The sequence below is a fragment of the Buttiauxella sp. BIGb0471 genome (genome assembly GCF_024807715.1).
In the GTDB taxonomy this organism is placed as follows: domain Bacteria; phylum Pseudomonadota; class Gammaproteobacteria; order Enterobacterales; family Enterobacteriaceae; genus Buttiauxella; species Buttiauxella agrestis.
Genome location: NZ_JANUEU010000001.1, coordinates 1,303,705 through 1,318,681 on the forward strand (window position 1 = coordinate 1,303,705; position 14,977 = coordinate 1,318,681).

Annotated in this window: 13 protein-coding genes; 9 read left to right on the plus strand and 4 right to left on the minus strand. The window is 53.7% G+C overall.

Translation table 11 applies throughout. The features are described 5' to 3' along the window. The first annotated feature begins 103 nt into the window (after window positions 1-103). A complete protein-coding gene (locus M2371_RS06075; protein ID WP_259267185.1) occupies window positions 104-1,057 on the plus strand; it encodes an alpha/beta hydrolase in 954 nt (317 codons plus the stop codon). Window positions 1,058-1,132: 75 nt separating this feature from the next. On the opposite strand, the gene M2371_RS06080 is transcribed toward M2371_RS06075, so the two are convergent. From M2371_RS06080 to M2371_RS06090, 3 genes are all read right to left on the minus strand, one after another. Beyond that, window positions 1,133-2,194 (minus strand): YncE family protein, encoded by a 1,062-nt coding sequence (locus tag M2371_RS06080; RefSeq protein ID WP_259267186.1) that lies wholly within the window; start codon window positions 2,192-2,194, stop codon window positions 1,133-1,135. Between the two features lie 108 nt (window positions 2,195-2,302). Then, window positions 2,303-3,742, minus strand: coding sequence for an aldehyde dehydrogenase (gene aldA / locus M2371_RS06085; RefSeq protein WP_259267187.1), 1,440 nt, complete (start codon window positions 3,740-3,742; stop codon window positions 2,303-2,305). A gap of 211 nt (window positions 3,743-3,953) precedes the next feature. Next, window positions 3,954-4,898: a sugar-binding transcriptional regulator gene (locus tag M2371_RS06090; RefSeq protein ID WP_259267188.1), complete on the minus strand. Its 945-nt coding sequence runs from the start codon at window positions 4,896-4,898 to the stop codon at window positions 3,954-3,956. Window positions 4,899-5,109: 211 nt separating this feature from the next. Here M2371_RS06090 and M2371_RS06095 point away from each other — a divergent pair, with 211 nt between their 5' ends. The 8 genes from M2371_RS06095 (at window position 5,110) to M2371_RS06130 (ending at window position 14,076) form a co-directional block, all read left to right on the plus strand. Beyond that, window positions 5,110-6,051: a D-ribose ABC transporter substrate-binding protein gene (locus M2371_RS06095; RefSeq protein WP_172894305.1), complete on the plus strand. Its 942-nt coding sequence runs from the start codon at window positions 5,110-5,112 to the stop codon at window positions 6,049-6,051. A gap of 13 nt (window positions 6,052-6,064) precedes the next feature. Further along, window positions 6,065-6,667 carry a DUF2291 family protein gene (locus M2371_RS06100; protein ID WP_259267189.1) on the plus strand — a complete coding sequence of 201 codons (603 nt, stop codon included), beginning with the start codon at window positions 6,065-6,067 and terminating at the stop codon, window positions 6,665-6,667. Continuing rightward, entirely contained in the window at window positions 6,667-8,184 is a 1,518-nt protein-coding gene (locus M2371_RS06105) for a sugar ABC transporter ATP-binding protein (RefSeq protein WP_115628780.1), read from the plus strand. Before M2371_RS06100 ends, M2371_RS06105 begins: the two co-directional genes overlap by 1 nt. A 1-nt stretch (window position 8,185) precedes the next feature. Beyond that, on the plus strand, window positions 8,186-9,286 hold the full coding sequence (locus M2371_RS06110) for an ABC transporter permease (protein WP_034495216.1): 1,101 nt from the start codon (window positions 8,186-8,188) through the stop codon (window positions 9,284-9,286). Window positions 9,287-9,372: 86 nt separating this feature from the next. Then, a complete protein-coding gene (locus M2371_RS06115; protein WP_259267190.1) occupies window positions 9,373-10,203 on the plus strand; it encodes a transketolase in 831 nt (276 codons plus the stop codon). Beyond that, entirely contained in the window at window positions 10,196-11,140 is a 945-nt protein-coding gene (locus M2371_RS06120) for a transketolase family protein (RefSeq protein ID WP_034495213.1), read from the plus strand. Before M2371_RS06115 ends, M2371_RS06120 begins: the two co-directional genes overlap by 8 nt. Window positions 11,141-11,142: 2 nt before the next feature. Next, on the plus strand, window positions 11,143-12,633 hold the full coding sequence (locus M2371_RS06125; protein ID WP_259267191.1) for an FGGY family carbohydrate kinase: 1,491 nt from the start codon (window positions 11,143-11,145) through the stop codon (window positions 12,631-12,633). A gap of 24 nt (window positions 12,634-12,657) precedes the next feature. After that, window positions 12,658-14,076, plus strand: a complete 1,419-nt coding sequence (locus M2371_RS06130) for an L-fucose/L-arabinose isomerase family protein (protein ID WP_064518734.1) — start codon at window positions 12,658-12,660, stop codon at window positions 14,074-14,076. A gap of 4 nt (window positions 14,077-14,080) precedes the next feature. Here the strand turns inward: M2371_RS06130 and M2371_RS06135 are convergent, their stop codons facing one another. Continuing rightward, window positions 14,081-14,881, minus strand: coding sequence for a YdcF family protein (locus M2371_RS06135; RefSeq protein ID WP_259267192.1), 801 nt, complete (start codon window positions 14,879-14,881; stop codon window positions 14,081-14,083). Window positions 14,882-14,977 lie beyond the last annotated feature (96 nt).

The following is a 14,977-nucleotide window of genomic DNA, read 5'->3' on the forward strand; positions in this document are numbered from 1 at the left end:
TTTCAATAATTTCGCCCGCCTGATTCATAAATGAGCACTCCATCCCTTTTCTGATATTAACGGTATGTTATATCTCGGTTAATTATTCTAAAAAGGAAACGTTATGTTAGGTCGAACTCTGCTCGCCACCTCAATTTTGCTGTCAATGAGCGGTGCCGCATTCGCGCTGCCTGAATTTCCTGTCTGGCCGGAAGGCGAAGCCCTGGGCGCTAAAAACAGTCCCGTCAAAGAAGAAACTGTCGACAGGCGTAAAACGGGTGGGCTGGCAGACAGAGCCGTAACAGGGATACGCACCCCCACCATCACCGCTTATTTACCTAAAAACCCCAATGGCGTTGCGTTGCTTGTCACGCCAGGCGGATCCTATCAGCGTGTGGTGCTCGACAAAGAAGGCAGCGATCTGGCCCCTATCTTCAACGCCAACGGCTACACGCTGTTTGTCATGACCTACCGAATGCCCGCCGACGGACACGCCGAAGGAGCCGATGCGCCACTGGTGGACGCGCAACGAGCGATTCGCACACTGCGAGCAGATGCGCAAAAGTGGAAAATTGACCCGCAGCGTATCGGTGTGCTGGGCTTTTCGGCTGGCGGTCATGTCGCGGCAAGCCTGGCGACTCGCTATGACGAAGCGGCTTATCCCGCCACAGATTCAATAGACAAACTAAGTGCTCGCCCAAACTTTCTGGCGTTAATGTATCCGGTTATCACCATGGAGAAAAATACCGCCCATCCCGGTTCACGCAACGCATTGATTGGCGATCATCCGAAGCCTGAACAGATTAAGAAATATTCACCAGAACAGAATGTGACGCAGCAAACCCCACCAACCTTTATTGTTCACGCGGTTGACGACCCTTCCGTGCCGGTCGATAACAGTGTGGTCATGTTTAACGCGCTGCGTGCCCACCACGTGCCAGTGGAAATGCATCTTTTTGAGCACGGTAAACATGGTTTTGGGATCCGCGGAGCGGTCGGGTTACCAGCGGCCAGTTGGCCTGAATTGCTGATGAACTGGATGGAGGCGTTGCCTGGTTCTGGCGAAAATGGTGCATGACAGCTGCGGCTTCGGGAGTTTTGAAGGTCGGGTAAGCGTCGCGCCACCCGATACCTTCTGAACTATTTTTAAATTTTACTTAAAGCTAATGCGCACGATATCGTCCGGGCTGGTTGGCTCTTTTTCGCGGCTGCCCGGCTGTTTCACACTGACAAACAACTGCTGCCCGTCAGGAGACAACGCGAGGCTATTTGGCAGCGCTGGTGTGTCGATGGTTTCCAGCACTTTGTAGGTTTTCGCATCAATCACGCTAACTTTTCCTGCTTTGCGATGCGTCACGTAAATCTCATTACGCACCGGGTTAAACAGCACATCCAGACCCAGCGGCACATCTACTTTGTTCAGCACTTTGCTGGTTTTGGTGTCCACAACCAGCAACTGCGGTGTTTTAGAATCGCTGACGAACGCGCGGTTATTTGCGGCATCCAGCGCAATATTCAGATAGAAATGCTCGCCTTCGGTGTCCAGTTTTGAGCGCGAGACAACTTTGTCCGTTTTGCTATCGATAACGATAAATTCGTTGTCGGCGTTGGTCATGTAAATGCGTGATGCTTTCGCATCAATCGCCAGTCCCGTCGCCATTTTGCCGAGATCTTTAATCGTATCGCGCAACGTTAACGTGCCGCCGTCAATCACCCACAGCACGCTGGATTCACCCAACCCGCCCATGTATAGCGTATTGGTCGCTTCATCCACCACCAACTGGCGCGGCATCAACGGACGCGTGGTTTCGGTGCGTTTGGTTTCATCCACCACCAGCGTCTTAATCACATCTCCCGTTTTGCTATTAATCGCCGTCACCGCGCTGCTGGTGGTGTTGCCGAGGAACAGCGTGCCTGTTGTTTTGTTGAGCGCCACACCGAACGGTTTCAGGTTGTTATGAATCGCCTGAGTCACTTCAAGAGTCGCGGGATCAAGGCGGTAAACCACCCCACCTTTGTCCGTTTTGCGGCTCTGGGAAGTGGCAACATACAGGGCAGATTGGTCTGCGCTATAGGCCATTTCGTACGCGCCTTTGCCAACGGGTTTTCTTTCAACCGTGAATGAGGTGTCGGCAAATAAAGAAGTGGAAAACAGCAGGCTGGAAAGCATGAGCGCAGGTAATACGCGCAGACGGGTTTGGGGTAAAACTGGCATAAATGTCCTTATCAATAGCGTGGATAAACCCTTAGCTAACATAACGTTAGCTAAGGGTGAAAAATACTATTGATAACTATTATCATTTATAGATGAGAAAGTAAATCATTACACCTGCAAGTAGACCATCTGCGTTTGCAGATACTCATTCAGTCCGTGGCGGCCATCGGCACCACCAATACCCGATTTACGCCAGCCCGCATGGAAGCCCTGCATCGCTTCAAAGTTTTCACGGTTGATGTAGGTTTCGCCGAACTTCAGCCCTTTTATGGCTTTCATGGCGGTGTTTAAATCACGGGTATAGACCGACGATGTCAGGCCGTAGTCGCTGTCGTTCGCCATTTCCAGCGCTTGCTCCAGCGTTTCAAACGTCGTGACAGGCAGCACGGGACCGAAGGTTTCGTCGTGCATAATCGCCATTTCCTGACGCACATCCACCAGCAGCGTTGGCGGGTAGAAATACCCTTTTCCTTCCGGCGCTTTGCCGCCCACTACCACACATGCGCCTTCGCTTACCGCATGAGCGACTTTCTGCTCCACGCGCTCAAGTGCGGCGGCGTTAATCAACGGTCCCATCGACACATCGTTACGTTCACCGGTATCGCCAAAGCTCACCTGTTTGAAGGCTTCGCTCAGGCGAGTAATAAATTCGTCGTAAATCCCTTTTTGCACATACACGCGCTCGGCGCAGTTACACACCTGCCCGGTGTTAATCATGCGCGAGTCGACAATCGCTTTCACGGCGATATCCAGATCCGCATCATCCATCACGATAGCTGGCGCTTTACCGCCCAGTTCCAGGCACACTTTGGTGATGTTTTTGGCCGCCGCCGCCATGATTTTCTCGCCCGCGCCGACGCTGCCCGTCATGCTGACCATCGCCACTTTCGGGTTGCCTGCCAGTTCCTGGCCGACCGTTTCACCGCGCCCCAATACAAGATTAAACACCCCTTTTGGCAGCCCGATATCATGCACAATCTCCGCAAAAGCGATGGCGTTATTAGGGGTGAATTCGCTTGGTTTGATAACAATGGTATTGCCGGTAATCAGCGCAGGTGCCAGTTTGCGGGCAATCAGGAAGAACGGGAAGTTCCACGGCAAAATCCCGGTCGTCACGCCCAGCGCACGTTTAAATACCAGAATGTTTTCCCCTGGGCGGTCACTTTGCAGAATTTCACCTTCGTAACGACGCGCCCATTCGGACATGTAATCAAGATAATCGGCGGTGAACGCCACTTCGACCTCTGCCAACTGCTGCGTTTTACCGCCTTCAGCCACAATCAGCGCGCTGATGGCTTTTGCACGCTCACGAATACCTGCAGAAATTTTGCGCAGCCAGCCAGCGCGCTCGATGGCAGGTAACGCTTCCCAGCCCGCCTGTGCTTTTGCAGCGGCCTCAATCGCATCACGCGCCTGCTGCGCGGTGCCGTCAGGAATGCGCGAAATCAGCGCTTCAGTGGCAGGATTAATCACATCAATCCACTTCTCGCCCTGCCATTGAACAAATTGACCATCAATATACATCGGGTGTTGTACAGGTGCTGTCATGACCGGCTCCTTTGCGTTCGCTATTTTGTGTCGTCTATGTAAAGCATTTGTGAATACTTTAGAGTTCAACAACAGCTATTCGGGCAAAACGGTCATGAAGTGTGATGGGACTCAATAAAAACAACAGAAAATTAGCAAATTAGCTACATATTATAAACATAGAAATGACCGTTTTCAGCGCGGAGGGTTGAAAACGGTCATTATGGGAGAATTAGAGCAGTTGGCGGGCTGTCGGATAGTCAGTTATCAGCACGTCGATATAACCGCCGTGCAGCGCTCCACGAATGGCATTGGCTTTGTCATTTCCGCCTGCAAGTGCCACCACATGCGGGCAGTCACGAACCTGGCTGAGCTCCATGCCGATAACCGGATCTTCTTCTTTGCTCAAAACCGGCTCGCCCTGCGCATTGAAATAGTGCAGGCAGATATCCCCCACCGCACCGCGTTCGGCCAACGTTTTCAGCATCACTTCGCCATAATAGTTGCCCGAGTTTTTCAGCAGTTGGGACGGTTCAAGCTCACCGATACCGAGAATAGCCACGTCCACTTCGGCGAATTTATTCACCACTTCGGCGACATCGTCACTGGCGACCAGTTTGGCGCGCTCTTCTACGGAATGCTCAATACTTTGCGACGGTAGCAGCCAGGCTGGGCAGTCGAGTTGTGCCGCCAGGTTTTGCGTCAGAATCGTCGCCTGCACGTTGCCGTTTGGCCCCACACCACCGAGCAGTTGAATCACACCGCGCGCTTTAATGCTCTGCGGGTGCAGCTCGTCAACCATTGCTCGAATGGTGGAACTCCAGGATGAAATCCCCACCAGGTCGTTTGGCCGTAAACGCGTTTCAACATAGTGCGCCGCCGCGCTGCCTATCGCATGTTTGATTTGCGAGGCAGGGGCTGACTCATCGACATCCACCACAATCGCCTGGCGAATACCGTACTTTTTCTCCAGCGCCTGCTCGAGCGAGAGAAAAATATTGGCGGGCTGGATAACACTGATTTTTACCACGCCCTCTTTCTGGCAGCGTGTGATGGCGCGTGAGACAAATGATTGCGACAGGTGCAATAACCCGGCGATTTCTGACTGCTTCATCCCTTCTACAAAGTAGAGCGTCGCAATCTTGACCAACAAACGTTGTTCATCCTGCTTTGACATATGCGCCTCCTGATTCTCTACCTGATATTTTTATTCAAGCCTGCATAAATAACAAGACAGCATTCCTTTTGCCGTTAATTCGTACGATTTGTGATCACATTCGCCTTTTTATCATTTTGATCAATTCCACATGGACAGAACCATAAGCGGGGCATATCGTTACATTGAATAATAAATCATGTTTGAATATATATTCAATGTGGAGATAAAAATGAAATTTACCCTGGTCAAGACCTCACTCGTTGCTGCACTGCTTGCTTCATCTGCCCATCTCTATGCCGCTGATAATGGGCTGATTGCCATTATTACCCCATCGCATGACAACCCATTCTTTAAAGCCGAAGCCGATGGTGCGATGGCGAAGGCAAAAGAGCTGGGCTACACCACGTTGGTCGCGTCACACGATGATGATGTGAATAAACAAAACCAGCTGATTGAGACCGCTATTGCCCGCAAAGCAAAAGCCATCATTCTGGATAACGCTGGGGCGGATGCCACCGTCGGCCCATTAGAAAAAGCCAAAGCCGCTGGCGTTCCTACCTTCCTTATCGATCGTGAAATCAACAAAACTGGCGTTGCCGTGGCGCAGATTGTTTCCAATAACTATCAGGGCGCGCAGTTGGGTGCAGAGAAATTTGCCAAATTGCTCAACGGCAAAGGCAAATATGTTGAATTGCTGGGCCGCCAGTCAGACACCAACGCCCACGTGCGCTCGCAGGGTTATCACGACATCCTCGACGACTACCCGGATATGAAAATGGTGGCGCAGCAAACCGCTAACTGGAGTCAGACCGAAGCCTTCACCCGCATGGAATCCATCTTACAAACTCAGCCCGACATTGTTGGTGTGATTTCCGGTAACGACACCATGGCGCTTGGCGCAGAAGCCGCCTTAAAAGCCGCTGGGAAAACCAACGTCATCGTGGTGGGTTTTGACGGCAGCGACTATGTGCGCGACTCGATTATCGCCAAGAGCAATATCAAAGCCACCGTGTTGCAACCGGGTTGGGAGCAAGCGCAAATGGCGGTTGTACAAGCGGATTTCTACCTGAAAAACGGCAAACCGCAGCTACAGGAAAAACAGTTGATGGACTGCGTATTAATTGACGATAGCAATGCCAATCAGCTGAAAACCTTCAAGCTGGCTAAGTAGTCCGGGAGGCTGTATGTCGCTCAAACAATGGGGTATTGGCTGGTTATGTTGCAGTGCCCTGTTGCTCACTGCCTGCCGGGTGGTGGATCTGGATGAAAACGGGCAACCGATTATTCCGCCAGATCCGAATGCGAAAGCGAGTTTCGCAAACCAGACACCCGCGCAGATAGCGCAACAAACCTGGAACAGCAAAGTACTGACTCCCGCGCAGAGCCAGGCACTGGATAGTACTACCCTGAAAACCCGCGCCGCCAACGCCAACAACGAAAGCGTATTCGTCAAAGTACAAGGCAAAGTCGATAGCGTTTCTCTGGATAACGAACGCGAGCGCACGGTGACCGTCACCGTTAATGATCAGCCACTGCAAGTGCAGGTCGGGCCGATGATTCGCGGCAACGCAATTCGTGATGCGACCGGCTACAAGTTCGAAGATTTCACCAACCAGGTGCAGTTCGCGCAGCTGTCCAAAGCCTATAACCGCGAAGCAGCAAAACACCTGCCGAAAGTCGATGAAAGCTGGCAGCAGCAACCGGTCACCGTAGTGATGGCCGTAACGATGCGTAACGGTGCATTAAGTGACGCGGCGGCAATTTCACTGGAACGGGGGCAACCATAATGTCGCAAGATCCTGTCATTCTGCGCACCCGTGGTATTTCGATGCTGTTCCCCGGCACCGTGGCGCTGGATAACATTGATTACAACGTCTGGCGCGGCAAAGTGAACGTCATCATCGGTGAAAACGGCGCGGGTAAATCGACGCTGATGAAGATTCTGGCGGGCGTTCAACAGCCGAGTCTCGGTGAAATGCGCCTGAATGGTGAAGTCGTGCAGTTTAATAGCACCCGCCAGGCGGCCGCGCATGGCATCGGCATGGTTCACCAGGAACTCAATCTTTTCGAAAACCTGACGGTTGCCGAGAACATTTTCCTCGGGCGCGAACTGCAACACGGTTTGTCGCCCATTGATGAAGCCACGCAACAGGCACGCAGCGCGGAGTTGCTCAAGCGCCTGGATCAGCCTATTTCCCCGAAAGAGATAGTGGCAAACCTGAAAGTTGGCCAACAGCAGCTGGTAGAAATCGCCAAAGCGCTGGCTGAAGACGCGGACATTTTAATTCTTGATGAACCGACCTCGGCATTAAGCAAAACCGAAGTGGAAATTCTGTTCCGGGTGATTCGCGAACTCACCCGCCAGGGCGTCACCATTATTTATATTTCCCACCGCCTCGAAGAATTAATGGCAATTGGCGACGTGATAACCATTTTGCGCGATGGCAAATTTCAGGCCGAAGCACAGGTGTGTGATATCGACGTGCCATGGATCGTGCGCGAAATGCTCGGTAGTGAACCGGTATCCAGCTTCCTTAAACCGGGGCGTGATTTTGGTGCCGCGATTCTGGAAGCGGAACACATTACCTGCGTCAATTCCGCAGGAAACACGGTGGTGAACGACGTCAGTTTTCAAGTACGCGCAGGTGAAATCGTCGGCATTTATGGGCTGATGGGCGCTGGACGCACGGAGTTGTTTGAATGCCTGTTGGGTACGCAACGCAACTATCTGGGCAAATTATGGCTCGACAGCAAACCGGTGCCGCCGCGCCTTGCCACCGCCGAACGCATTCGCATGGGCATGAGCCTGGTGCCAGAAGATCGCAAACGCACCGGGATTTTCCCGATATCGTCGGTCGCCAGCAACCTGACGATTGCCAGTTTATGGCGGCGTTTACAGCGTGGTTTTGCGATTTCGCAGGTTGATGAAACGGCGGTCGTGGCCAGCACCATCGGCAACCTCTCGATTAAAGTCTCATCCCCGGATGTGGAAATTCAGGCACTGAGCGGAGGGAACCAGCAAAAAGTTGTGATTGGCCGCTCGCTGCTGACCAACCCGAAACTGCTGCTGCTCGATGAGCCAACGCGTGGGATCGACGTGGGTGCGAAAGCCGACGTGTTCCGCATGATGGTTCAGCTTTCCGAACAAGGGATTGCGGTGGTGTTTTCCACCTCCGATCTCAAAGAGATTATGGCGGTTTCCGACCGCATTCTGGTGATGTCCGGCGGCAAAGTCACCGCCGATATTCCCCGCGAACACGCCGAAGAGTCGGCATTGGTTTCCGCTAGTGCACAAGGGTTCTGATATGAAAACGAATGATACTGTCGCGCTCAACGCCAGACCAGGCTCGCCGTTCAGCTCGCGGGAAAATCTGCTGCTGTTACTGCTTAAACTGCGCACCTTTATTGCGCTGTTTTTGATTGTCGGTTTCTTCGCCATCATGGTGCCGGATTTCCTCGCCATGGGCAGCATGGTAATCATGATTAAACACATTGCTATCAACGCCTTCCTGGCGCTCGGCATCACGTTTGTCATCATCACGGCGGGCATTGACCTGTCGATTGGCGCCACACTTGGGCTGTGCGGCATGATTGCCGGTTGGCTTATCACCAAGGGCATTGTGCTGCCGATGTTTGGTATCGCCATTTTCCCAAGCGTGTGGGTGATTGTGCCGCTGGTATTACTGATTGGCGGGCTGATTGGCGCGGGCAACGGCTGGATTATCACTCGCTATAACGTCGCACCATTTATCTGCACACTCGGCACCATGTACGTGCTGCGTGGGGCCGCCATGTTGACCTCGGGCGGTGAAACCTTCCCCGGACTTTCCGGCAACCCACAGCTTGGCAATACCGGTTTCGACCTGATTGGCTCCGGCAATTTGTTCGGTATCCCGTGGGCTATCTGGATGATGATTGTGCTCGCCATCGCCATTGCGTATGTGGCTCGCCGCCTGCCCTTTGGCCGCCATGTTTACGCGATTGGTGATAACGAACGCGCCGCAGAACTCTCTGGCGTCAAAGTCCGCCAGGTAAAAATTTGGGTCTACACGCTGTCTGGTTTTTGCGCCGCCATCGCCGGGATTGTCGTTTCCGCGCAATTGGTTGCCAGCCACCCGGCAAACGGCACGGCATTTGAGATGAACGCTATCGCCGCGGTTGTGCTCGGCGGAACATCGCTGGCAGGCGGGCGCGGCACCATTCTTGGCACCCTCGTCGGCGCATTCGTGATTGGCTTTCTGGCTGACGGCCTGGTGATGATGGGCGTGAGTGAGTTTTGGCAAATGGTCATCAAAGGCATCGTGATTATTGTGGCGGTCATCATCGACCAGATGCAAAACCGCATGCAGCAAAAAGCGGCGGTCGTGGCCCAGAAAGCAATCATGGAAAGTAGTGGGAAGGTGTAGCGCGTCACAGATCCTGAATGGCGGGTATTTTTTTACCTGCCATGAATAATTATTCACATATGGTTTTTAATGCAAGGGGTAACACTATGAATCCGTTCGCACTGTCAGTTACGGATCTGGAAAAGAGAGCGCGCGCCGTCCGTCGCCGCATCGTCCTGCTCAATGCCAACAGCCCGGCTGGCGGCCATACCGGGGCTGATTTATCACAGGTAGAAATCTTAACCGCCCTGTACTTCCGGATACTGAATTGTTCGCCGCAGCTGATTAACAGCGATGAACGTGACATCTACATTCAGTCCAAAGGCCATGCGGTAGGCGGTTATTACTGCGTATTGGCCGAAGCCGGGTTTATTCCCGTGGAGTGGCTGCCGACTTATCAGCATGCCGACTCTCACCTGCCCGGCCACCCGGTGAAACACAAAACGCCGGGTGTTGAGCTGAATACAGGTGCGCTCGGTCACGGTCTGCCGGTCGCCGTTGGCATCGCGCTGGCGGCCAAACGCAACAACAGCCAGCGCCGCGTCTTTGTGGTGACCGGCGATGGTGAGCTGGCGGAAGGCAGCAACTGGGAAGCGGCGCTGGTCGCGGCGCATTACCAGCTCGATAACCTGATCATTATTAACGACAAAAACAATCTTCAACTCGCGGGCTCGACCAAAGAGATCCTCAATACCGACCCGCTCGATGAGAAATGGCGCGCGTTCGGCATGGAAGTGACCGAGTGTCGCGGCAATGACATGGCTGATGTGGTCGCCACAATTGAAGGATTACAGCCGCACGGTAAACCGCACGTTGTGATTGCCAACACCACCAAAGGCGCGGGCATCTCCTTTATTCAGGGGCGCGCGGAGTGGCACCACCGGATACCAAAAGGTGACGAAATCGAACTGGCGCTGGAGGAACTGAAAGATGAGTAATAGCGAACACCTGGCAACCGTAATGGTGAATGCCTTTATTGACGCCGTCGAGCGCGGCGTAGACCTGGTACCGGTGGTTGCAGACTCAACCTCTACGGCAAAAATTTCACCCTTTATGAAGCAGTTTCCTGACCGACTGGTGAATGTCGGGATTGCAGAGCAGACGCTGGTGGGCACGGCGGTTGGCTTGTCGATGGGCGGCAAAATCGCCGTGACCTGCAACGCGGCACCGTTTTTGATTTCGCGCGCCAACGAACAGATCAAAGTCGACGTTTGCTACAACAACAGCAACGTAAAACTGTTTGGCCTCAATGCCGGAGCCAGCTATGGCCCGCTCGCCAGCACCCACCACAGCATTGACGACATCGCCGTGCTGCGCGGTTTTGGCAACATCGAAATCTATGCGCCATCATGCCCGATTGAATGCCGCCAGATTATTGACTACGCGCTGGAACACGTCGGCCCGGTCTACATCCGCCTTGATGGTAAAGCGTTGCCGGAACTGCACGATGCGGATTACCAATTCAAACCCGGTGCCATTAATCAGCTGCGCGAAGGCGATGATGTGGCATTAGTCGCCATGGGCTCAACAGTGCATGAAATCGTCACGGCGGCGGCACAGCTCGCAGATTTGGGTATTAATGCGGCGGTGATCAACGTTCCGTCTATCCGCCCTTGCGATACCGCACAACTTCTCACCATGCTTAAAAATTCACGCCACGTGATAACCGTTGAAGAGCACAACGTGAATGGCGGTGTCGGCAGCCTGGTCGCTGAAGTATTAGCGGAAGCCGGATGCGGTATTCCGTTGTTGCGGCTCGGCATTGCAGACGGTAGCTATGCTATTGCGGCGGATCGCAAGGAGATGCGTGCCCATCATGGAATTGATGCCGCAGGGGTAACACGTTCCGCCACGGCGCTTTGCAAAGGAGCATAGCCATGTCCAGCCCGATAATTCTGGCTATTGATGAGGGCACCACCAACGCCAAAGTGGTGGCGGTGAATCGTAACGGGGAAATCTGCGCCCGTTGCAGTGTCGGCGTGGCAATGACGCACCCGGCACCAGGGCTTGCGGAACAAGACCCCGTTGCACTTTGGCATGCCGTGTGTGAAGCATTGAGCGGCTGCCTGCAACAACTCGGTACAGCCAACGTCGCGGGCATTGCGATAAGCAACCAGCGTGAGTCAGTGTTGGTATGGCAGCGCAATAACGGCCAACCGCTAACACCCGTTGTGAGCTGGCAAGATCGCCGTTCAGAACAAACTTGCGAGCAACTGTTAACGCAGGGCCATGGCGAACGGATCGCTCGCCTGACTGGCCTGCCCGTCGATCCGTTATTCCCGGCGGCGAAAATCCGCGCCCTGCTCGATGCCATTCCGGACGGCATGAAACGCGCAGAAGCGGGTGAACTGTGTATCGGGACAATTGATTCCTGGTTGAACTGGCAACTGACCGCCGGGCATTCGTTCACTACCGACTACTCCAATGCCGCCCGCACCCAGCTGTTTAATATTTACCGGGGCGAATGGGACGACGAATTACTCAAATTATTCGGCATTCCGCGTGCGGCACTTGCTGAAGTGCGCCCATCTTCCGGGCACCATGGCGAAGTGCAAATCAACACCATTGCAGGTTTGCCGATTGGCACGCCGGTGCTGGCACTGATCGGTGATTCACATGCGGCACTGTACGCCCAACGCAGTGTCTGTGGCCACGTGGTGAAAGCCACTTATGGCACCGGTTCTTCTTTGATGCTTTCACTCCCGGAGCCGGTAAACCGCAGTAACCGCCTGAGCACCACACTTGCCTGGCATGACGGTGAACTGAACTACGCGCTGGAAGGCAATATCACTCATACCGGTTCCGGTGCCGCCTGGCTGGGGAAAATGTTAGGTATCACCGATCCGGCAAAACTCACCGAGCTTGCGCAATCGGCAGAAAGTAACCAGGGCGTCTATTACGTGCCGGCGCTTTCCGGGCTCGGTGCGCCGTGGTGGGATCTCCACGCACGCGGCATGATTTGTGGCCTGACGGACGCCGCTACCCCTGCGGTGCTGGCACGAGCCGCACTGGAGTCGCTGGTCTATCAAATTGCAGATGTATTTTTCGCTATGGAACAGGCGACCGGCGAGCGCCTCGAATCATTGTGCGTGGATGGCACCGCTACCCAAAACCGCTGGCTGATGCAATTACAGGCAGATGTGCTGCAACGCCCGTTAATCATTCAACCCGCGGCTGAAATATCCGCACTCGGCGCGACGCTATTAGCCGGGAAAACTCTAGGCTGGTGGCAAGACGGAACACCGCTTGCGGCACTGGCCCACTGTGGCGAGCGTTTGCAGCCGCAGGCAGAACAACAAAAAACAATGCAAGAAAACTATAAACAATGGCTTGAAGCCGTGGCCCGTTGCCGCTTTCAGCCAAATTAAATCTATTTTGAGCGGAGTGAAGCTATGTCCAGAATCCCTAAACAACTGACCTTCGGTGTGATCATCGGTAACCGCGGGTTCTTCCCAAGCTATTTAGTGGCGCAAGCGCATGAACAGGCCGAAGCGCTATTTGGCAAACTGGGTATCAAAACCGTGATGCTTAAAGATGGGCAAACGCATCTCGGCGGTGTGGAAACCCGTCAGGATGCAAAAGTCTGTGCCGAACTGTTCCGCCAGCATCGTGACGACATTCATGGAGTGGTGGTGCTGTTGCCAAACTTTGGCGATGAAAAAGCCGTGGCAGAAGCGATTCGTCTTTCCGGTTTGAAAGTCCCGGTGTTAATCCAGGCCGAAGAGGACAATCTCGACAAAATGGGCCTGGCGACGCGCCGCGACAGCTTCTGCGGGAAAATTTCCCTGTGCAACAACCTGCGCCAGTACAACATCCCCTTCACGCTCACCACGCAGCATGTGTGTGCGTTAAGCGGTGAAGTATTCGAACAAGATTTACAGCGTTTTGCGCAAATCTGCCGTGTGGTGAAATCGATGCAGGGCGTGCGCATCGGGGCAATTGGTGCGCGCCCGGCCAGCTTTAACACCGTGCGTTACAGCGAAAAACTGCTCGAAAAAATGGGCGTGGCGGTTGAAACCCTCGACCTGTCTGAAATTTTCACCCGCATCAAACATATCAGCGATGACGACCTGCGTGTGCATGAGAAGCGCGGCATCTTAATTGAAAACGCCGATGCCAGCGGCATTCCCGCCGATAAGTTAACCCAAATGGCAAAACTGTTTGTGGTGATCAGCGAATGGGTCGTGGCAAACGATATCGACACCACGGCGATCCAGTGCTGGACGTCGCTTCAGGAAAACCTCGGCATTAATGTTTGTTCGATTATGAGCGTGATGTCCGGGCAGTTGATGCCAAGCGCCTGTGAAGTCGACGTGATGGGCGCATTGTCGATGTATGCCCTCGCAAGTGCGTCGCTTAACCCGGCCTCGATTGCCGACTGGAACAACAACTTCGGCGACGATCGCAACAAATGCGTGTTATTCCACTGCGGGAACTTCGCCAGCAGCAGCCTGGAATCCCCGTCGATGGGTACTGCCGATATTATCGGCACGACGGTCGGTAAAGAGAACACCTGTGGCGCAGTACATGGTCGTCTGAAAAGCGGCCCGCTGACTTACTTCCGCCTCTCTTCTGATGATTTTACCGGTGAGGTGAAAGCCTATGTCGGCGAGGGGCAATCCGTTGATGATGCGTTAGATACCGTCGGCTGCCGTGCGGTGATTGAAGTCCCGCATCTGGAAAATTTACTGGCGTGGATTTGTAACAATGGTTTTGAGCACCACGTCGCCATGAACCATTCGGCGACGGGTGTGGTTTTGCAGGAAGCATTCAGTAAGTATTTAGGGGTGAACTGTTACCTGCATCGTTAATCATTTACAAGCCGCGCTCGTGCATTAATTGCGCCAGCGCGGCGTCATTAGCCAGAATTTCCCAGGCACTACTCACCGCAAGCGGAATATCAACATGGCTAATAAAGTCACGCCCTTTCGGCCCGTAGCCCTGCGCATCATCTCTGATTCGCGGGATTTCCCCCAGCGCCAGCGAAATATACCGTTCAACCGGCCATAAGCCCTTTTCATGCAGGCTAAACGCGGTATGAGTTTCGTCACTGACTAACCGAGGCACAAAACCCGGCCAACTGCGCCATTGCGGCTGATGCGCATCACGTTGCCAGACGCGTTCAAAGGTTGCGACGGTACGGCGCTGCATGGTTGGGTCCTGAATGATAATCGCGCGAGCGGGCGTTATTTCCCGCGTTTGCATCAAATCATAAGTGAAGCGTGCGTTCTCACCACAGTTAGTGGACTTCTCTTCGGTCAGCACTTTTTCTGCCGGGACTTTCCAGAACTCGGTCGCAATGTCTTTAATAATTGCGGCTTCTGCGCGGCCAGTGGTGGGAATAGTGTTGTAGCGCGGGTGCTGAGCGATCGCCGCATATAAAAAAGTGGTCGAATGGCCAATCCCGCCGGTAATCAGCAGCGGCAATTCACTATTGGCGGCAAGCTCGCAAGCTGCATCAATGGTAGGGATAACGGCATTACCCGCGAGGATAATCAATTCACCATCGCAAACCGCAGGTGGCGCGGCAAACTCATTGTGAGAGAGCCACTCGCCAAGGGTATTAATGGCATTGATGGTCGTCGGCTGCAAAGCTGGAAATGTTGTCGTCAACATAACCCCTCCTTGTTAAAAACCAGCGCACATCATACCGCAGGCCATGCCGTTACTACATAAGGTTGCTCTGAGACTTCGAGTCGCCTGGCGCAAACG